The sequence below is a fragment of the Stenotrophomonas sp. genome (genome assembly GCF_032099025.1).
In the GTDB taxonomy this organism is placed as follows: domain Bacteria; phylum Pseudomonadota; class Gammaproteobacteria; order Xanthomonadales; family Xanthomonadaceae; genus Stenotrophomonas.
This window is the reverse complement of the sequence record NZ_DAMCID010000009.1, coordinates 115,646-134,907: the sequence shown is the minus strand read 5'-3', so window position 1 is coordinate 134,907 and position 19,262 is coordinate 115,646. Positions and strand designations below refer to the sequence as shown.

General features: G+C 67.2%; 17 protein-coding genes. 4 read left to right on the top strand and 13 right to left on the bottom strand.

The features are described from left to right. The first annotated feature begins 135 nt into the window (after window positions 1–135). Window positions 136–957, top strand: coding sequence for an ATP-binding cassette domain-containing protein (locus RT456_RS08680; RefSeq protein ID WP_313345199.1), 822 nt, complete (start codon window positions 136–138; stop codon window positions 955–957). Window positions 958–993: 36 nt separating this feature from the next. On the opposite strand, the gene RT456_RS08675 is transcribed toward RT456_RS08680, so the two are convergent. Together RT456_RS08675 and RT456_RS08670 are read right to left on the bottom strand one after the other, a co-directional pair. Continuing rightward, window positions 994–2,202, bottom strand: a complete 1,209-nt coding sequence (locus tag RT456_RS08675) for a DUF4785 domain-containing protein (protein ID WP_313345196.1) — start codon at window positions 2,200–2,202, stop codon at window positions 994–996. 10 nt (window positions 2,203–2,212) lie between these two features. Further along, window positions 2,213–3,094 carry a hypothetical protein gene (locus RT456_RS08670; protein ID WP_313345193.1) on the bottom strand — a complete coding sequence of 294 codons (882 nt, stop codon included), beginning with the start codon at window positions 3,092–3,094 and terminating at the stop codon, window positions 2,213–2,215. Window positions 3,095–3,401: 307 nt separating this feature from the next. Between RT456_RS08670 and RT456_RS08665 the strand changes: the two genes are divergently transcribed. Next, window positions 3,402–4,244, top strand: coding sequence for a phosphatase PAP2 family protein (locus tag RT456_RS08665; protein WP_313345190.1), 843 nt, complete (start codon window positions 3,402–3,404; stop codon window positions 4,242–4,244). Window positions 4,245–4,334: 90 nt separating this feature from the next. Here the strand turns inward: RT456_RS08665 and RT456_RS08660 are convergent, their stop codons facing one another. Then, a complete protein-coding gene (locus RT456_RS08660) occupies window positions 4,335–6,602 on the bottom strand; it encodes a TonB-dependent receptor (RefSeq protein ID WP_313345187.1) in 2,268 nt (755 codons plus the stop codon). A 261-nt stretch (window positions 6,603–6,863) separates the two neighbouring features. On the opposite strand from RT456_RS08660, the gene RT456_RS08655 reads away from it, so the two are divergent. Further along, window positions 6,864–7,862 (top strand): patatin-like phospholipase family protein, encoded by a 999-nt coding sequence (locus RT456_RS08655; protein WP_313345184.1) that lies wholly within the window; start codon window positions 6,864–6,866, stop codon window positions 7,860–7,862. A 75-nt stretch (window positions 7,863–7,937) separates the two neighbouring features. Here RT456_RS08655 and RT456_RS08650 read toward each other — a convergent pair whose 3' ends face one another. Next, complete coding sequence (locus tag RT456_RS08650; protein ID WP_313345182.1) at window positions 7,938–8,420, bottom strand: Lrp/AsnC family transcriptional regulator; 483 nt, start codon at window positions 8,418–8,420, stop codon at window positions 7,938–7,940. A 127-nt stretch (window positions 8,421–8,547) separates the two neighbouring features. On the opposite strand from RT456_RS08650, the gene phhA reads away from it, so the two are divergent. Next, window positions 8,548–9,444, top strand: coding sequence for a phenylalanine 4-monooxygenase (gene phhA, locus RT456_RS08645; RefSeq protein ID WP_313345180.1), 897 nt, complete (start codon window positions 8,548–8,550; stop codon window positions 9,442–9,444). 117 nt (window positions 9,445–9,561) lie between these two features. Here the strand turns inward: phhA and RT456_RS08640 are convergent, their stop codons facing one another. From RT456_RS08640 to RT456_RS08600, 9 genes are all read right to left on the bottom strand, one after another. Then, window positions 9,562–10,668, bottom strand: a complete 1,107-nt coding sequence (locus tag RT456_RS08640; RefSeq protein ID WP_313345177.1) for a GDSL-type esterase/lipase family protein — start codon at window positions 10,666–10,668, stop codon at window positions 9,562–9,564. A 139-nt stretch (window positions 10,669–10,807) separates the two neighbouring features. Beyond that, window positions 10,808–11,563 carry a 2-dehydro-3-deoxy-D-gluconate 5-dehydrogenase KduD gene (kduD, locus tag RT456_RS08635; protein WP_313345174.1) on the bottom strand — a complete coding sequence of 252 codons (756 nt, stop codon included), beginning with the start codon at window positions 11,561–11,563 and terminating at the stop codon, window positions 10,808–10,810. Between the two features lie 66 nt (window positions 11,564–11,629). After that, on the bottom strand, window positions 11,630–12,478 hold the full coding sequence (gene kduI / locus RT456_RS08630) for a 5-dehydro-4-deoxy-D-glucuronate isomerase (protein ID WP_313345171.1): 849 nt from the start codon (window positions 12,476–12,478) through the stop codon (window positions 11,630–11,632). A 230-nt stretch (window positions 12,479–12,708) separates the two neighbouring features. Next, window positions 12,709–13,767 (bottom strand): LacI family DNA-binding transcriptional regulator, encoded by a 1,059-nt coding sequence (locus tag RT456_RS08625; RefSeq protein WP_313345168.1) that lies wholly within the window; start codon window positions 13,765–13,767, stop codon window positions 12,709–12,711. 40 nt (window positions 13,768–13,807) lie between these two features. Next, window positions 13,808–15,385, bottom strand: coding sequence for a family 43 glycosylhydrolase (locus tag RT456_RS08620; RefSeq protein ID WP_313345268.1), 1,578 nt, complete (start codon window positions 15,383–15,385; stop codon window positions 13,808–13,810). Window positions 15,386–15,473: 88 nt separating this feature from the next. Beyond that, on the bottom strand, window positions 15,474–16,757 hold the full coding sequence (locus tag RT456_RS08615) for a TRAP transporter large permease (protein WP_313345166.1): 1,284 nt from the start codon (window positions 16,755–16,757) through the stop codon (window positions 15,474–15,476). 3 nt (window positions 16,758–16,760) lie between these two features. Continuing rightward, window positions 16,761–17,294, bottom strand: coding sequence for a TRAP transporter small permease (locus RT456_RS08610; protein ID WP_313345163.1), 534 nt, complete (start codon window positions 17,292–17,294; stop codon window positions 16,761–16,763). 12 nt (window positions 17,295–17,306) lie between these two features. Next, complete coding sequence (locus tag RT456_RS08605; protein WP_313345160.1) at window positions 17,307–18,311, bottom strand: TRAP transporter substrate-binding protein; 1,005 nt, start codon at window positions 18,309–18,311, stop codon at window positions 17,307–17,309. 38 nt (window positions 18,312–18,349) lie between these two features. Continuing rightward, on the bottom strand, window positions 18,350–19,171 hold the full coding sequence (locus tag RT456_RS08600) for a 2-keto-4-pentenoate hydratase (RefSeq protein ID WP_313345158.1): 822 nt from the start codon (window positions 19,169–19,171) through the stop codon (window positions 18,350–18,352). Window positions 19,172–19,262 lie beyond the last annotated feature (91 nt).

Genomic DNA, 19,262 nt, shown 5'->3' with positions numbered 1-19,262 from the left:
CAGGGCGGCCAGCAGGGAAACGGGATAAAGCTTCGGACATGATGCGGCCAGACGTTGCAAACTTCATCCGTCTGATGCGATTTTTGCGCAGTCATTCAGTTCTTTTCTCCCTTCGTGAGCGTTGCCCCCGCATTCATGACCGTCGCCCCGTCTCTTTCCCCGCCCGCCCCCTTGATCGAGCTGGACCGTGCCTGCGTGGTCCGCGGCCAGGTGCGGGTGCTGCACGACCTCAACCTGCGCATCGCTCAGGGCCAGCACACCGCCCTGTTGGGCCCCAACGGCTGCGGCAAGTCCTCGTTCATCAAACTCATCACGCGCGAGCTGTACCCGCTGGCGCATGCCGACGGCACCGTGGCGGTGCGTGTGCTGGGCCAGAACCGCTGGCAGGTGGACCGGCTGCGGTCGCAGCTGGGCATCGTCACCGGTGACCTGAGCAGCAACCTGGCGGACATGCCCGGGCTGACCGTGGAAGAGGCGGTGCTGTCAGGCTTCTTCGCCAGCTTCGTGGTGCCGGCATTCCGCGAAGTCACCGACGACATGCGCGCGCGGGTGCGTGAAACGCTGGCCATGACCGGCGCATTGCCGTTGCTGCAACGCGGGTACGCCGAGCTGTCGGCTGGCGAAACGCGACGGGTGCTGATCGCCCGGGCGCTGGTGAACCGCCCGCAGGCGCTGCTGCTGGACGAACCCTCGACCGGGCTGGACCTGGTGGCACGCCAGCACCTGATCGCGACCATGCGTGCGCTGGCGGCACAGGGCATCACCCTGGTGCTGGTGACCCACCACATCGAGGAAGTGATTCCGGAGATCGAGCGCGTGGTGCTGCTGCGCGGCGGCAGGATCGTTGCCGACGGGACGCGGGCCGAGCTGCTGCGTGATGCCCCGTTGTCGGACGTGTTCGGCGGCCCGATCCAGGTGGTGGAACAGGATGGGCGCCTGAGCGCGTTCGCGGGATGACGCCGGGAGCGGACGGGTGCCCGCTCCCGGCCCTGCTCAGAACCGCAACGCGACCGCCCGGCTTTCGATCGGTGCCATCCGGCTCTGGTCCTGCAGCTGCAGGTCGCGCAGTTCGAACGGTGCGGCGTAGCCACGCGGCAGCGCCACGCTGTCGAAGGGCAGCAGCAGCTCACCGCTGCCCGCCGTGCCGAACCACGCCGCGCTGTGCGCCTGCGCCACTGGACGCAGCTGGCCGTCCGGGCCGGTGGCATACAGCGTGCCGCGCGCCTCATAGCGTCCCGGCGCGCCGATCTGCAGCGGCAGGCGTACCTCGCGCTGTGCGGCGTCGGCCTGCGCCTGCCCGCTGAAGCGGGCGGTCGGCCGCGCCACCGCGAAGGCCACCTTGGCATCGCGCTGCACGCCATTGGCGCTCACGAACGCCTGCAGCTCCCACAGCCCCTGCGCCTGCCCGATGTCCTCGGGCAGGGTGACGCGTGCCCGCAGCCCCTCCTTGCCGGCCACCAGCGGCACCGGCCAGCTGCGTCCGTCGGGCGCGACCAGCAACGCCTCGCCGCCCGCCGGCAGGGTGCGCGCCACTGAACGACCGCCGGCCACCGCGGCGCGGCCGCCGTCGTCCTGCAACCGTGCGCTGAGTTGCACACTGCCCCCGGCCAGTACCTGCTGGCGATCGGCCTGCAGCTGCAGCGCGATCGGGCTGTTGGGCTCGAGCACCTGCACCACATACCGGCCCTGCGCCTGGGCCGCCTGCAGGCGGTAGGTACCCACCGCCGCGCTGGCCCCGGTACGCGCCATGGCGGTGCCCTCGCCCACGGTCATGCCGGCCGCGCGCAGCTGCTGCGCGTCGACCACCTTGTCCAGCGCCAGGACGCCGGCCGGGTCGCGCACCTGCAACTGTTCCACGTCCAGCACGCGTGCGCCCTGCACCGGGCTGACCTGGATCACCGCGTCCGGCGCGGTCAGCGGCAGGTCGATGCCGCGCTGCAGGCTGGCCGCGTCCACGGTGTCCCAGTAGCTGCGGCTCAACGCGGTGAACGGCGCCGGCGCGGCCAGCGCCTGGCCCGGTTCCAGCGCCCAGGCGAAGCTCAGCGGCGCCCGTTCGATCGCCGCATCCGGCATCGGGGCGCGCTCCACGCGGGGGGCCACCTGGTCGGTGCCCTTCGCCGCCAACAAGGGTTGTGCAGCCTGCAGCGGCAGCGCGAACAACGCCGAGGCCACGGCCAGTGCAATCGTCATTCTCGAAGTCATGGCGGAGTCCTCAGAGGGTCAGGTCGTTGCGCAGGATCGCGCCCAGGCCGAAGCATTCGCGGCGGCTCTGGTTGTGGCTGAGCGGCTCGGCACCCTTCGTGCGCGCCTTGTCGGTGAACAGCACGCTGCCGGCCGCCTTCTGGCTGCTGCATTCCAGGAAACCATCGGAACAGCTGTTCAACCAGTTCTGGGTCAGTTCCAGGCCGACGTTCTGCGCATAGCCACCGCAGTAGCTGTTGCTGTCCCACACCGCCGATTCCACATCCGAGCCCACCACCGCGCGGAACGGCTTCGGAAGTGCCGGGCGGCCGGCGGTGCCGTACAGGTTCTGCGCGTTGTAGGTGGCCATCCAGCCCACCTGCTGCATGCGCACCGCATCGTTCTGGTAACCCAGCAGCCAACCCACCGACGCCTCGAACGCATTGCCGTTGAGCACTGCATCGGCGAGCGGCGTCCCTGCGGAGGACGGGGCCAGTGCGGTGACCTTGCTGATGGTCTGGATCAGCGTCGGGTAGCGGCTGTCGTAGGTGGGATTGGACAGAATCCAGCGCACCACGTTGCCGCCGTTGGAATGGGTGATGACCACCAGCTTGGTGATGCCCTTGCTGTTGATGAAGGTGGTGAGCTGCCCGGCCAGGCAACCGGCCGCCTCGGGCTTCCACATGTACTGCTCGAAATCGCAATTGATCACGGTGTAGTTGGCGCTGTTGGGCAGCCCCTGGCGCACCGTGTCGATGATCGCGGGCTGCCAGTAATCGGTGCGTGCATCGGTCTGCTTGCCGGTGCCGTGTACGAACGCCACCCCCACCACATCGGCGGCGTGCGCGTTGCCACAGGCCAGCATCACGCCCAAGGCCAGGGCAGCGCCCCTCCCCACTAAGTTGCTTTGCATCCTTGTGTCTCCCTTTGGTCAGCCGGGCGTGGCCCCGCTCTACCGGTGATCCCCCTGATTGCCGGCGCTTCCTCGTGCCATGGGCCTCATCTATCCAGATCCGTGTGACAAGTGATCGCGCCGAAGGAGAAGCTATGCCGGCTGGACATCGCATTCCGTGAACCAGTAGAGGGTTCCTGTCATTTGAAAGGACTCCCAGTCGCGCGCTGCAGTGCGTCATGCCGGGTCTGGCGGAATGACCTGTGGCGGCTGGCAGGCCCGCGCGAAGCTGCGATCATGCGGGGCTTACCGCTTCCGAGACCCGCCGATGCATGCCCCCGCCCCCTGCCTGATGCGCCCCCTGCTGACCGCCGCCCTGGTGGCGGCCCTGGCCGGCTGTACGACAGTGGCACCGACGGCCACGCCGGTGGAGGCATCGGTGGTGACGAAGGCGGTGGGTTACCTGCCGGCAGACGCCGTTCCGGACAGCCTGGCGCTGGTGCCGGCCCCGCCGGCGGCAGGCTCGGCCGGTTTCGCGCTGGACGAGCAGGTGAGCCGCGAGGCACGTGCGCTGCGCGGCACGCCGCGGTTCGCCCAGGCGCAGCGCGATGCGGAGCTGGGCTTCCCGGAAGGCGCCAGGCAGTTTTCCTGTGCGATCGGGCTGGATATCGACGCGCAGAAGACCCCGGCGCTGTACCGCCTGCTGGAGCGCAGCCGCATCGACGCCAGCGCCGCCACGCGCAGCGCCAAGCACCAGTACCAGCGCGCGCGGCCGTTCATGGTCAATGACGAACCCACCTGCACGCCCGACGACGAGGAGGACCTGCGCAAGAACGGCTCGTATCCGTCCGGTCACACCTCGATCGGCTGGGCATGGGCGCTGATCCTGTCGGAGATCGCGCCGGACCGTGCCGATGCCATCCAGGCCCGCGGCCGCAACTACGGCGAAAGCCGGCTGGTGTGCAACGTGCACTGGCAGAGCGACATTCTGGAAGGCCGCTTCATGGGCGCGGCGGCGGTGGCGAGGTTGCACGACAATGCGGCGTTCAACCGCGACCTGCTGGCCGCACGCAAGGAAATCGCGGCAGCCCGGAAGGCGGGCGCAACGGTCAACCGCGATTGCGCGGCCGAGGAGACTGTACTGAAGACCCGACCCGCCAGCGCGCTCTGATGCATGGACGTCCGGTGTTCATGACATCACACACAAAAAACGGCGCGGATGTCTCCGCGCCGTTTTCGTTTCAACCCATTGCACGCGACATCAGAACTTCGCGGTGAACTCCACGCCAACCGTACGCGGCTCGTTGAGGAAGCCGGTCAGGTTGTTGAAGTCGATCGCGCCGACCACGCGGGTCTGGTTGGTCAGGTTGCGACCAAACACCGCCACGTCGTACTGGCCGTAGTCCCAGTTGTAGCCCAGGCGCAGGCCGCCTTCCAGCGACGAGCGGCTGCGGAACTCCGGCGACTCGTACAGGAAGAAGTTGACCGGGCCGCGATACGCCCAATCGGTGTAGACGTACAGCTCGCTGGCATCGTTGAGCGGGAAGCCGGCGCGCAGGGTCAGGTTGTGGATCCACTTCGGCGCCTGCGGCAGCGGGTTGCCGTTGACCAGCGCGTAGGTGCCGCCGTTGATGACCGTGGTCGGGTCGGTGATGGTGCAGCCGCCACCGCAGATCGCCACCGCCAGGTCGCGGTCCTTGATCTCGGTGTCGTTGTAGCTGCTGCCCAGGGTCAGCAGGACGTGGTCGGTCAGGTAGGCCTCGAAGTCCAGCTCCGCGCCCTGGCCGATGGTCTTGTCGGCATTGAGCAGCGTGGCGGTATTGTTGCTGCCGCCCACCGCGATCAGCTGCTGGCCGTCGACGTTGTAACGGAAGATGTTGAAGCCCAGGCGCGCGCGGCGATCGAACAGGTCGGCCTTGATGCCGATTTCATACGAGATCACCTTCTCCGAATCGGCCTGCGACACGCCACCGAAGGCCAGGCGGCCCTGGATCGACGGCGCGCGGAAGCCCTTGGCCACGCGTGCATACGTGTTGACGTTGTCGGTGATCTGGTAAACGCCGCTCAGATCCCAGCTGACGTCGTTGACGTCGGTGTTGGCCACGTACGGACCGCTGACCGGCGTACCACCCGGTACGGCCTGCAGGACACTGGCGGTGAAGTCCTTTTTGTCCTGCGTGTAGCGCAGGCCGCCGCGCAGCTTGAACTTTTCGGTGACGTCGAAGTCACCCGAGGCGAATGCCGCCCAGGCCTTGTTGCGCTGGCTCTGCACCGCATGGCCGGTCTGCGGATTGCCGGGCGTCAGCGAGTCGTAGTTGAAGCTGTCGATGGTGACGTCTTCATCGAAGTAGAACACGCCGGCCTGCCAGTCGAAGCGACCCCATTCGTTGGATTCCACGCGGAATTCCTGGGTCCACTGGCGGTGGTTGGGCAGGCCATCGGCGGACTCGGACGGGAACGGAATGAAGCCCGGGCCGTAGTTGCCGGCACCCAGGAAGCTGGCGCCGTAGCCACCGTCGATGTCGCCGTGGTTGAGCGATTCGGCGGTTTCATAACCGGTGATCGAGTGCAGGGTGACGCTGCCCAGGTTCCACTGCAGCCGCGCGCTGCCGCCCCAGGTCTCCAGTTCGGAGAAGTTCACGCCATCGTTGGAGACCGAATCGCGGTCGAAGTTCTCCACCAGGGCATTGCTGCCCGGCTGGATGATGTTGGCGCGGAACAGGCGCGCGGTGCCGTTGAGCTTGCGCTTGTGCAGGTTGAACAGCGCTTCGAACTCATCGCCTTCGTACAGGAACTGCACGCGGCCAGCGGCTTCGTCGTAGCCTTCAAAGCCTTCCGCCGGTGCATTCGGACGGGTGTTGTCGACGTAGTTGTCGCGGCGCTGGTACAGCGCCGACACGCGTGCCGACCAGCGGTCGGTCAACGGGCCCCCGTAGGCGGCCTGCGTGTTCCAGGTGTCGTAGGTGCCGTAGGACACCTTGACGTAGCCATCGGCGTCCTGCGACGGACGGGCCGAATCGAACTTCACCACGCCGGCCGGGGTGTTGCGGCCAAACAGCGTGCCCTGCGGGCCGCGCAGCACTTCCACGCCGGCCAGGTCGAACAGCGGGAAGCCCTTCAGCAGCGGGCTTTCCTGCACCACATCGTCATACACCAGCGATACCGGCTGCGAGGCATTGAGGTCGAAGTCGGTGTTGCCCAGGCCGCGGATGTAGAAGCGCGGGAAGGCTCGGCCGTACGACGATTCAATGTTCAGGCTGGGCACGCGCGCCGACAGGAAACGGATGTCGTCGCCGGCCGAACCGAGCACATCGAGCTTCTCGCCCTGGATGGCCGAGATCGATACCGGCACGTCCTTGGCGTTCTCGACGCGACGCTGTGCGGTCACCTGCAGGGTATCGAGCGCAACCGGGTCCTTGGCGGCGGGGGCGTCCTGGGCTGCGGCCGTCAATGGCAGCAGGGCGGCAAGAGCGAGAACGAGGGGATGCACGGACGGGTGACGGCCGTGGGCAGTGCGGTTCGGGAACATGGCGATTAGGCTGTGTTGGGAGGGGTGGTGGACCGGCGCTACCAGACAATTGTTGCAGTACAACAACAGCGTCGCAAATACGGATCCTTCATTACCAAGATCCGGGCCCGCAGATGTGAAGGAAGAGCATCGACGCCGGTTGACGTATCCGGTAGTGCGGGCCGCTGGCCGGCAACCTCGCATAACCGACCCGCTCGTGGTTGCCGGCCAGCGGCCGGCACTACCCGGTATGCTATCGCCCATTCACTTTCCGCCAATCCCATGACCGCCTTCCGCCGCACCCGTCTTACGCTGTCCGTTGCCCTGCTCGGCCTGCTGGCTGGCTGCGGCGGTGATCCCGTCCGCCCGACCCCGCCCCCGGTGGCCACACCCGTGGCGGCGGCCAAGCCGGTGAAGATCGGCATCGCGCTCGGCGGCGGTGCGGCCAAGGGCTTTGCCCATATCGGCGTGATCAAGATGCTGGAAGCCAACGGCTTCGAGCCGGTGGTGGTGTCCGGCACCAGCGCCGGCAGCGTGGTCGGGGCCCTCTATGCCAGCGGCATGGATGCCTTCCAGATGCAGACCAAGGCGGTGGCGCTGGACGAGGCGAGCATCCGCGACGTGCGGTTGTTCTCCGGCGGCCTGGTGCAGGGCCAGAAGCTGCAGGACTACGTCAACGCACAGGTCGGCAACCGGCCGGCCGAGAAGCTCAGCAAGCCCTTTGCCGCCGTGGCCACCAACCTGGACACTGGCGACCGTGCGGTCTTCGTGCGCGGCAATGTCGGCCAGGCCGTGCGCGCCTCCAGCAGCATTCCCGGCGTGTTCGAGCCGGTGAAGATCGGCAGCAACCTGTTCGTCGATGGCGGCGTGGTGAGCCCAGTGCCGGTGGACGCGGCGCGCCAGCTGGGTGCCGACTTCGTCATTGCCGTGGATATCTCCAGCAAGGCCAGCGGCAAGTCGCCGACCGGCATGCTGGGCATCGTCAACCAGTCGATCTCGATCATGGGCCAGCGCCTGGGCGAGCAGGAACTGGCGCGCGCGGACATCATCATCCGCCCCAAGGTGCTGGACATCGGCGCGGCTGATTTCAGCCAGCGTGGATACGCGATCCTGGAGGGCGAGAAGGCCGCGATGGCGGCCATGCCGCAGATTCGCGCGAAGATCCAGCAGCTGCAGCGCGCCCGCGCCGCCGCCGTGGCCCCGCCGCCGCCGAAGCCGAAGTGCGATGAGCCCTCGCGCGTAGGGAAGCTGATGGGCCGCAAGGAAAAGTGCGAGGGCTGAGCGCCCGGGCGATGGGCGACGGGATGGCTGACCATCCCAGTCGGCCAGCCGCCCCGCCCCGTCAGCGCTGCGCCGCTACTCGAGCTGCTTCAACGGCAACGCCCTGAAATCCTTCACCGTGCGCAGCACGAAGCTGGAATTCACATCCGCCACGCCGGCCGCGTTGAGCAGCTTGTCGAGCAGGAAGCTGGAGAAATGCTCCAGGTCGCGCACATAGATGTGCAACAGGTAATCCATGTCGCCGGTAAGCGCATGGCAGGCCACTACTTCATCCCACTCCACCACGCTGTCGGCGAACACGCCGATGGCGTGCTGGTCGTGCTTCTCCAGCTGGACGCGGACGAACGCCTGCAGGCCCAGGCCGATCCGGCGCGGCTCCAGCCGGGCGCCGTAGCCGGCAATCACGCCCTCGCTCTCCAGCCGCTGTACCCGCCGCAGGCAGGCCGACGGTGACAGGTTCACCCGCGCCGCCAATTCCGCATTGGTCGCGCGGCCATGTTGCTGGATCTCCGCCAGAAGACGCAGATCCGTGCGGTCGAACTGGGCATCTCCGGACATTGCTGCTCCGCAACATTGATTGGACGCAACGATATTGCGCCAATCCGGCATATCCGTGCAACTTTGCAATCCTCTTGCGCGCGCCCTGCCCTAGCATCAACGGATGACTTCCCAGGAGCCCGCCTCGATGGATACCGCCACCGCCCCCCGCCGCGTCGAACACCAGCAGACCGACAAGGGCTACGTGCCGGTGTATACCACTGCCGTGGTGGAACAACCTTGGGCCAGCTACACCGCCGACGACCACGCCACCTGGAGCACGCTGTACCAGCGCCAGCGCGAGCTGCTGGAAGGTCGGGCCAGCAGGGAGTTCCTGCAGGCGCAGGACGAGATGGGCATGAGCGCGCACATGATTCCCCGCTTCGACCAGCTCAACGAAGTACTGGGCGCGGCCACCGGCTGGACCCTGGTGGGCGTGGAAGGACTGCTGCCGGAGCTGGACTTCTTCGACCACCTGGCCAACCGCCGCTTCCCGGTGACCTGGTGGATCCGCCGCCCCGACCAGATCGACTACATCGCCGAGCCTGACATGTTCCACGACCTGTTCGGGCACGTACCGCTGCTGATGAACCCGGTGTTCGCCGACTACATGGCCGCGTACGGCCGCGGTGGCGTCAAGGCGCATGCGATCGGCCCGGAGGCACTGCAGCACCTCACCCGCCTGTACTGGTACACGGTGGAGTTCGGCCTGATCAACACGCCGGAAGGGCTGCGCATCTACGGCGCGGGCATCGTCTCGTCCAAGGGTGAGTCGCTGTACTCGCTGGAATCGGCCGCGCCGAACCGGATCGGTTTCGACCTGGAGCGGATCATGCGTACCCGCTACCGCATCGACACCTTCCAGAAGACCTACTTCGTCATCGACAGCTACGAGCAGTTGATGGAATCGACCGCGCCGGACTTCACCCCGATCTACGCCGCGCTGGAAGCGAAGGACCACCTCCCCGCCGGTGACGTGCAGGACGGCGACCGCGTGTTCCAGAAGGGCACCGGAGAAGGCTGGGCGGACGGCGGCGACGTTTGACGTCGTTCGCTGACGCAATTCACCGGGCCTTTTGAAGTTTAGGCACCTAACCTTCAAAAGCCTCAGAAGCTTTTGAAGGTTAGCGTCAGTAGAGCCGGGCCCTGCCCGGCTGCGCCTTCACCGCGGGTACGCCAGCAGCACCACCAGATCCTGCTCCCCCACCTGCTGCAGCGCATGCAGGCTGCCTACCCGGGTCAGCAGGGCATCGCCCGCCGCCACGTCGTACTGCTTTCCATCCAGCACGTAGCTGCCCTGCCCGCTGACGATGTAGTAGATCTCGTCCTTGTGCTGCGGGTGCAGGCCGATGCCCGCGCCCTTGTGCAGCACGCGCTTGCGCAGCACGAACGGCAGGTCCTTGTCGTCGGCGAAGAACGGGTACGCCGTGGTCGGGCCCGCGCCGCCGTGGGGCCCGGGCTGGGGAATGGCGATATCGCGTTCGTGGACCACGCGCGAGGGCTTGGCCGGGTCGCTGCCCTGCCCTGCGGCCTGGCTCACGTCGCAGTCGATGTCGCGCTTCAACGCCGGTTTCAGTTCGGGCGTCAGCGCCACCCAGTCGCGCATCACCAGACAGGCCACCGCCGTGGCACCGGCCACGCTGAAGTGGGTGCCGTCGGCCTTGTTCTGTTCGGGCACGAACAGGAAATAGGGCTTGGCGCCCTGCTCGCCCAGCGCGCGGATCCAGCGGGTGGAGCTGGCGTTGAGATCGATCAGCGCCACCTGTTCGCGTCCGGCCAGCTGCTTCACCGTCTGGGTATACAGCCCATGCGTGTCCAGCAGCGACCCGAAGTCGTACAGCAGCCGCGCCACCGGCGTGATCAATACCGGCGTGGCGCGCTTGTCGCGGGCCAGCTGCACATAGCGCATCAGGTACTGCGGGTAGGCCGTGGCCGGATCGTTGTAGCGCGTGGGGTCTTCGAACTTGGCGTCGTTGTGGCCGAACTGGATCAGTAGCACATCACCCGGACGTATCTCGGCGGCGATGGCGTCGAGGCGCTTTTCCTCGATGAAGCTGCGCGCGCTGCGCCCGCCCTTGGCGTGGTTGCGCACCTCCCACACGGCCGGGTCGAGGTAGCTCTGCAATGCCTGGCCCCAGCCGGCCTGCGGTGCGCGTTCCGGGCCGTATTCGGCGGCGGTGGAGTCCCCCGCGATGAAGACGCGGTGCGGTGCGGCATGCGCGGTGCCGGCCGCAAACAACAGCAGAAACGGGAGCAAGACGCGGTGCATGTTCGGGCTCCTGCAGAAGGCGGCCGGCCAACGGCCGGCGCTACCGTTTGGACATTTCCCGGCACGTACCGACCAACGGTCAGTACGTGCCGCAATCCCATCGGACGGTAGGTATCGACCGTTGGTCGATACCCGCACGTCATCTCGCCAGCCAACCACCATCCACCGGAATGACCGAGCCGTTGACGTAGTCCGACGCGCTGGACGCCAGGAACACCGCCGTACCGGCCAGGTCTTCCGGCGTGCCCCAACGGCCGGCCGGAATGCGGTCGAGGATGGACTTGTTGCGGTCCTCATCGGCGCGCAGCGCGGCGGTGTTGTCGGTGGCCATGTAGCCCGGGGCGATCGCGTTGACGTTGATGCCCTTACCTGCCCATTCGTTGGCCAGCAGGCGGGTGATGCCGGCGATGCCGCTCTTGCTCGCGGTGTACGACGGCACGCGGATACCGCCCTGGAAGGACAGCATCGAGGCGATGTTGATGATCTTGCCGCGGCCCTGTGCGATGAAGTGGCGGCCGGCGGCCTGCGAGATGAAGAACGCGGACTTGATGTTGACGTTCATGACGTCATCCCAGTCCTGCTCGCTGAAGTCCACCGCGTCGGCGCGACGGATCAGGCCGGCGTTGTTGACCAGGATGTCCAGGCCACCGAGGCCTTCCACGGTTTCACGCACGACGCGCTCGACCGGCTCGATGCTGATCAGGTTCGCTTCGATCGCCAGGCAGCGACGGCCCAGCGAGGTGATCTTGGCGATCGTCTCGGTGGGCGGCTGGATGCCGGCCACGGCGACGTCGGCACCGGCCTGCGCCAATGCCACGGCGATGCCCTGGCCCAGGCCGGTGTTGCCACCGGTGACGAGGGCGATCTTGCCTTCCAGACTGAACGGATTAGCCATTGCGGGTACGGTCCTTATCCAATGCGGAACAGGCGCCGCCCGCCCGGGGCGGGCGGCGCGTGAGGGTCACTTGAGCTGGCAGATGTCCAGCACGTGCATGTCGGTGTAATCCAGGTTTTCGCCGCCCATCGCCCAGATGAAGGCGTAGTTGCTGGTGCCGGCGCCCATGTGGATCGACCACGGCGGGGACACCACCGCTTCGTTGTTCTGGATCACGATGTGGCGCTGCGCGTCCGGCTCGCCCATGAAGTGGTACACGCGGTCGTTCTGGCCCAGGTCGAAGTAGAAATAGACTTCGCTGCGGCGGTCGTGCAGGTGCGGCGGCATGGTGTTCCAGACGCTGCCCGGCTTGAGCACGGTCAGGCCCAGCAGCAGCTGCGAGGACTGGCAGGTGGCCGGCACGATGTACTGGTAGATGGTGCGCTCGTTGCTGGTTTCCAGCGCGCCGCGCTCCAGGGCCACGGCATCCTTGATCGACAGCGCCTTGGTCTCGAAGCGCGCATGCGCCGGGGTCGAGGCCAGGTAGAACTGCGCCGGGGTGGCGGCGTCATCGGAGGCGAACACCACATCGGTGCTGCCCATGGCCACGTACAGGCCGTCCTTCGGACCGAGCGTGTACACGGTGCCATCGACGGTGACGGTGCCGCTGCCGGCGCCGACATTGATCACGCCCAGCTCGCGACGCTCCAGGAACGCATGGCCGGCAGCCGAGGCCGGCTCGGTCTGCTTCGGCAGCGCCACCGGACCGGTGACCGGGGCCGCACCGCCGAGCACGAAGCGCTCGTAGTGGGTGTACTTCAGGGTCACCGCGTCGGCATTGAACAGGCCGTCGAGCAGGTACAGCTCGCGCAGGTCGTCATTGCTGGCGCCCTTGATGGCGTCGGGATGGGTGGCGTAATGAGTCTTGCAGTACATGGCGTCTCCAGAGCAGGGGTGGGCCGACGGGGCGGCCCCGGCGCGATTTCCCCTCATTCTAGCCAAGTGGGAAACCGGTGTCATTTTGCAGTGCACCGTGGTGCGGGCGCGACCTGCAGGACTGACCCCCGAGCGAGGAGTCGCGGCCTGCGGGCGCGACCTACAGGACTGACCCCCGATCGAGGCGTCGCGGCCTGCGGGCGCGACCTACAGGACTGCCGCCTTCGGCGTCAGTCCTCCGGCGGTTGGCAGGAATCGCGCACGATCAGGTGCGGGCGCACACTGGCGATCTGCAGCGCGGCCTGGCCATCGGGCTGGATCAGCATCGCTGCCGCCGTGCGCCCGGTGTCGCGGGTGTGGCGGCGCACCGAGGTGAGCGACGGCCACAGGCGCGAGGCCAGCGGGCTGTCGTCGTAGCCGATGATCGACAGCTGGCGCGGGATGTTGATGCCCGCGCGCAGGGCGACCTTGTAGATGCCGGCGGCCATTTCGTCGTTGCCGGTGAAGATGGCGGTCGGGCGCTGCTTGCCCAGCAGCAGCTTCTCGGCGGCGGCCACGCCGGATTCGAAGGTGTACCCGGCCTCCACGATGCGCGCCGGCGGCAGCTCGATGCCGCGCTGGGCGAGGGCATCGATGAAGCCGGCGGTGCGCTCGTGCGCGGAACGGTAGGCGCTGGGGCCGGTGACCAGCGCGATGTCGCGATGGCCCAGCGACAGCAGGTAGTCGGCGGCTTCGGCCGCACCGTCGCGGTCGTGGGTGACCACCATCTGCGAGGTGTCATCCAGCGGCAGCGAGGCGATGCGGGTGAAGCGGCAGCCGATCTCGTCCAGCATGTCCACCAGCGCCTGGTCTTCCGATGCACGCGGCACCAGGATCACCCCGTGCAGCTTCTGCTGCTGCACGAAACGGCGCACGCCCTCGATGTAGCCGGGGCTGCGCGAATCGCAGGGGTGCACCACCAGTTCGAAGCTGGAGCCGCGCAGCGCGTCCAGCGCGCCGTACTGCATGTCGACGATGTACTGCGCGGTGGGGTTGTCGTACACCATGCCGATCAGGAACGAGCGCCGGAACGCCAGTCCGCGCGCGAGCGGGTCGGGTGTATAGCCCACCTCGCGCATCAGCGCCTCGACCTTGTCGCGGGTGTCCTTGCGCACCAGCGGCGAGTTGTTGATGATCCGCGAAACCGTTTTCTTGGATACGCCCGACAGCCGCGCGATGTCATTGATCGTGGCGGCCTTGCCCTTGGTCAACCCGTGCGGTGCAGGGTCGGTCTTGGTGCGCAGTGACATGTGTTCAAACCGAAATAGGTCGAAGGAGTCTACCGGCCGCTCAATCGAGGGCGCGGTAGCGGAACTGGCGGAAGCGCACCTTGCCGTCGCCGGCGGCGTACAGGGCCGGCTTCAGGGCGAGGAACTTCCCGGCCACATTGTGATGGTAGCCGGAGACTTCCATCTGAACCGGGTACTTCTGCCAGGTTTTGCCGTCGGTACTGGTGTGGATGGTGACGATGTGCCGGTTATTGGTCACCCGCAGCCACAGCCTGCCGCCCTTGGCACTGGGCGCCAGCTGGGTGGGGCGCTCCTCGCCGTAGCGGTGCATGATGAACTTCTCGCCATTGCTGCCCACGCCCACGTACAGCTTGTCGCTGTAGAACAGCAGGGCGCCGCCGACCGCGCCGGGCTCGATGTCCATTTCGACCTCGAACTGGTACGCCTGGTCACCGGCAATGGCCGTCAGCGGCGAACTGTCGCGCGGGGCCTGACCCTTGCCCTGCAGCAGCAGACCCTCACCGCTGAAGTCCAGGCGGCGGTATTCATCCTGGGTCGGATTGAAGAACGACCACTGCGCGCCCAGCGTCGGCCCCGCGAAATCGTCCGACAGCGCCATGCCGTGCGGGCCCACCGAGTCACCGGACGGTTTGGCCAGCGGCTGCCCCAGGTCGCCGCCCTTGGCGACGAACCAGCCGTCGTCGGTCCACTCGATCGGCTCCAGCAGCGCCTGGCGGCCCAGCGTCCAATAGCCGTTTTCATAGCCGTGGTAGATCATCCACCAACGCCCATCGGTGCCTTCCACCACGGTGGCGTGGCCGCGCGACCACCACGGCTCGGCGGCGGATTTCGTGCGCGTGATCGGGTTGTTCGGCGCGTTCACCCACGGCCCATGGATCGAGCGCGAGCGCGCGGTGATCACCATGTGCCCGGTCGGCGGTCCGGCGGTACCGCCCACGGCCGTGGTCATGTAGTACCAGCCGTTGTGGAAATTGATCTTCGGGCCTTCCTGCGCGTACGCCTCCACGTCCCAGCTTTCGGGGTACTTCCAGCCGTCGTACACGTGCTTGGGCTTGCCCACCACGCTCAGGCCGTCGTCGGCCAGCTGCACATAGGCGCCACCACTGAGGAACAGGTAGCGCTTGCCGTCTTCGCCCACCGCGTGGCCCGGGTCGATGTAACCGCCCAGGCCGATGTCGATCGGCTCGCTCCACGGCCCACGGATGCTGTCGGACCAGACCACGAAGTTGCTGCGGGTCTCGCCGGTGCGCGCCGGGAAGTAGATGTAGTAACGGCCCTCGTGCTTGACGATGTCCGGTGCCCAGATCGCGCCGACGTTCTTCGTGATCGCGTGGCCCATCGGCTGCCAGTTGACCAGGTCGCGTGAATGCCAGATCGGCAGGCCCGGGTAGGCATCGAACGAGGACAGAGTGAGGTAGTAGTCGTCGCCGTCCTTGAGCACGGACGGGTCCGGCCGATCACCGGCGAACACCGGGTTGAGGAAGGTGCCGTTGCCCAGGTCGGCCTGGCGCTGGTTTTCGATGCCGCGCTTCCAGGCGGTGGCGGGCGCATCGGCGGCGTGCAGCGTGCCGGCAAGCAACAGGCCAGCGGTGGCCAGCCCGGCCAGCAGGGTCTTCATTCGCATACGGTGTCTCCCTTGTTCGGTGCAGGACCCGCCCATGCCGGCGGGTCCACGTCAGCGATGGCGGCACGGGGCCGCCGCGCGGTCAGGCGCGCAGCAGCGCCGGCAGCCACAGCGACAGCTGCGGGAAGAAGGTCACGATGATCAGCACACCCAGCGCCGCGAACCAGAACGGCCAGATCGAGCGCATGCTCTCACCCACGCTGATCTTGCCGATCGCCGTGCCGATGAACAGCACCGAGCCCACCGGCGGGGTCACCAGACCCAGGCCACCGGTCAGCACCAGCACCAGCCCGAAGTGGATCGGGTCGATGCCGTAGGCCTTGGCCACCGGCAGGAAGATCGGCGTGCAGATCAGGATCATCGGCGCCAGGTCCATGAAGGTGCCCAGCAGCAACAGCATGATCACGATCATCAGCAGCACCATGAACTGGCTGTGCGCGAACGACTGCAGGAAGTCCACGGCCGCCGTCGGCACCTGCAGGAAGGCCAGCAGCCAGCCGAACACCGCGGCGGTGGCGATCACGAACAGGATCACGCCGGTGCTGCGCGCCGCATGGGTTACCGTGGCCAGGAACTCGCGCCAGTTGAGCTGGCGGTACAGCACCGTCGTGACCAGCAACGCGTACACCACGGCGATGGCCGCGCTCTCCACCGCAGTGAAGATGCCCGCACGGATACCGACGAAGATCAACGCCACCAGGCCCAGGCCGGGCAGGGCGGAGACCATGCGCATCAGCACCGCGCGCCAGCCCGGGAACACTTCCACGCCGTAGCCGCGACGCCGCGCCACCACGTAGCCGGTGACCATCAGCGCCACGGTCATCAGCAGCGCCGGCACGATGCCCGCCGCGAACAGGTCGGCGATGGACAGCCCGCCACCGGCGGCGGCCGAGAACAGGATGAGGTTGTGCGAGGGCGGCACCAGCAACGCAACCAGTGCGGCGGTGATGCTCACGTTGACTGCGAAATCGCGGTCGTAGCCGCGCTTGACCATCTGCGGAATCATCGTGCCGCCGACCGCCGACACGTCGGCGATCGCCGAACCGGACACGCCGCCGAAGAACAGCGAGGACAGGATCGACACCTGGCCCAGGCCGCCGCGCATGCGCCCCACCAGCGACGAGGCCAGCGAGATCAGGCGTTCGGAGATGCCGCCGCGCATCATGATTTCACCGGCGAAGATGAACAATGGAATGGCGATCAACGAGGCCGAACCGGTGCCGGCCGAGATCTGCTGGACCAGCACCAGGGTGGGCAGGTCCAGATACCAGAGCGTGGCCAGGGCGGCGGCGGCGAGGGCGTAGGCCACCGGCACGCCGAGCAGCAGCAGCACTGCAAAGACAGTGAAAAGAATCGTAATACCCATGGCTCAGCGGTCTCCCTCTGCTTCAACAACCGCCGGTTGCGCGGCCTGCACCATCTGGTTCAACGCGAACAGCGCCATCAACGCACCGCCAATGGACAGCGGCAGGTAGTTGATGCTCTGCGGCAGGTTGGCGCCGGCGGTCTTGATGTCCAGCCCATCCAGCAGCAGCACGGCCGCCCACCAGGCGATGACCACGCCAAGCACGGCCACGACCAGCGCGGCGAACACATCCACCGCACGGCGCAGGTTCGGCCCCATGTGCGCGGCGAGCAGGAAGAAGCCGAAGTGGCGGCGGGTATGCACGCCGGTGGCCGCGCCCAGGCTCATGGCGGTGGCCAGCAGCAGCAGCGTCACCGGCTCTGTCCAGCTGGGCGAATCGTTGATGACGTAGCGGGCGAACACCTGCCAGCCCTGCACCACCACCAGCCCGAGCAGGGCAAGGACGGCGATGTGGATGGCAATGTCGGCAATCCGGTCCAGCGCGCGCTGTGGTGCCGTGCGCAGGTCTACGGTGTTTTCAGGAGTCGTGTCGGACATCGCGTCGTGGCCTCAGGCGAAGTCGCGGATGCGACGGGTAAGGGCAGCCAGTTCCGGCTGCTGCAGGTAACGCTGCAGCAGCGGGTCGGCGGCCTTGCGGAAGGCCGGCATGTCGACCTCGTTGAACTGGATGCCGAAGTCGGCCACCGCCTGGCGGGCGGTGCTTTCCGAGGCGTCCCATTGCTGGCGCATCACCGCCACCGATTCGCGTGCGGTCTGCAGCAGCAGCTGGCGATCTTCGGGGCTGAGCGACTCGAAGCTGCGGCGCGACATCAGCAGCACGTCCGGCGCGTAGGAGTGGTCGCTCTGCGACCAGTAGCGCGCGGCCTCGAAATGGCGGCTGGAATGGAAGCTGCGCATGTTGTTTTCCGCGCCGTCGATCATGTGCGTTTCCATGCCCGAGAAGGTGTCGCCCAGCGACATCGGCGTCGGGTTGGCGCCCAGCAGGCGCATCAACTGGATGAAGATGTCCGACGACGCCACGCGCAGCTTCAGGCCGTGCAGGTCCTTGGGCGCCACGATGGGGTGCTTGGTGTTGTAGAAACAGCGCGCGCCCGAATCGTAGATGGCCAGGCCAACCAGGTCGCGGCTTTCGAAGCCACGCAGCACCGCGTCGGCCACGCCGCCGTCGAGTGCGCGGCGCATGTGTGCCACCGACTCGAACACGTACGGCAGGCACAGTGCCTGGGTCAGCGGAAACGCGTTGTTGAGTGCACCGGAGTAGACGCGGGTGATGTCGATGACGCCGAAGCGGGCCATGTCGATCGCTTCGGACTCGCGACCCAGCTGGCCGGAGTGGTACTGGCGCAGCCGGAGCCGGCCGCCGGTCTTTGCTTCCAGCTGCTGGCCGATCCACTTCACCGCGGTCACGGTGGGGTAGTCGGCCACATGCACATCGGTGGCGGTCAGCAGCCGCGCACCGCCGGGTACGTCGCTTCCTGCGCGTGAACAGCCCGACAGCACGGGCACGCTGAGCGCGCCCAGACTGGTGGCAAGGAAACTTCTGCGAGTAATCATCTGCGCCCTCCCAAGCGTACTCGCCATGTCCGCACGGGTTACCCGGCGGCAATGGCCTTGCAGGTAATGTCGCCGTAACCGGCGAATCGGATCAGTGCCTGTTGGCCTACGGCGATGTCATGAATACCGGTGGCATTGCCACTGGCGATCAGGTCGCCGGCCTTCAGCGGGCGTCCGCGCTGTGCCGACCGGCCCAGGGCGAAGGCGAATGCAGTACGCAGGCCGCCCGGCAGCAGGGTCGCACCACCGGTACCGACCACCTCACCTTCGATGCGGGTCTCGGCGCGCAGCTCGGCATCGTCCAGCGTGGTCCAGTCCGGGATCTCCGGGCCAAGCACCAGGCCGTTGTTGTTGCCGAAGTCGGACACCACCACGCGCGGGCCCAGCTTGTTGATCGTCGCCAGCGGGCTGCTGGCCACTTCCACGCCGATGAACAGCTTGGCGGGCAGGGCTTCAGCCTCTTCCGGGGTCCAGTGCAGCTTGTCGGCCGGGGCGTCCTGCTGCAGCTGGATCACGTACTCGGCCTCGACCGCGCCGAAGCCGCCGACGAAGACCGGAATGTCCTGTGTTCCACCGGTAGCATTCCAGAGCTGACGCGAGAAGATCGGGCCCAGCAGGCGGTCGTCCCCGGACCCGTCGCGGCGCTCGGCGGCGATGAAACCGACCTTCCAGCCCACCACCTGGTCGTCCCACAGCGCGATGGCCTGGTCCTGCACCTGGTAGGCGGTGACCAGGTCATCCGGGATGGTTCCCGGGAAATCTGGCAGTGACCGACCCTGCTGGCGGGCCGAGACGAACGCGTGGGCGATGTCGCCCAACCCCTGTTCTGGCAGGTCCTGTTTGCCCTGATCGTTGCTCAAGCGGGTCTCCCGTTGATTTGTTGCACTGCCCATCGACAGCGCTTGGATGAGCTGTATATGGTAAACCGGTGTCATTGGCAATGTGCAGCGC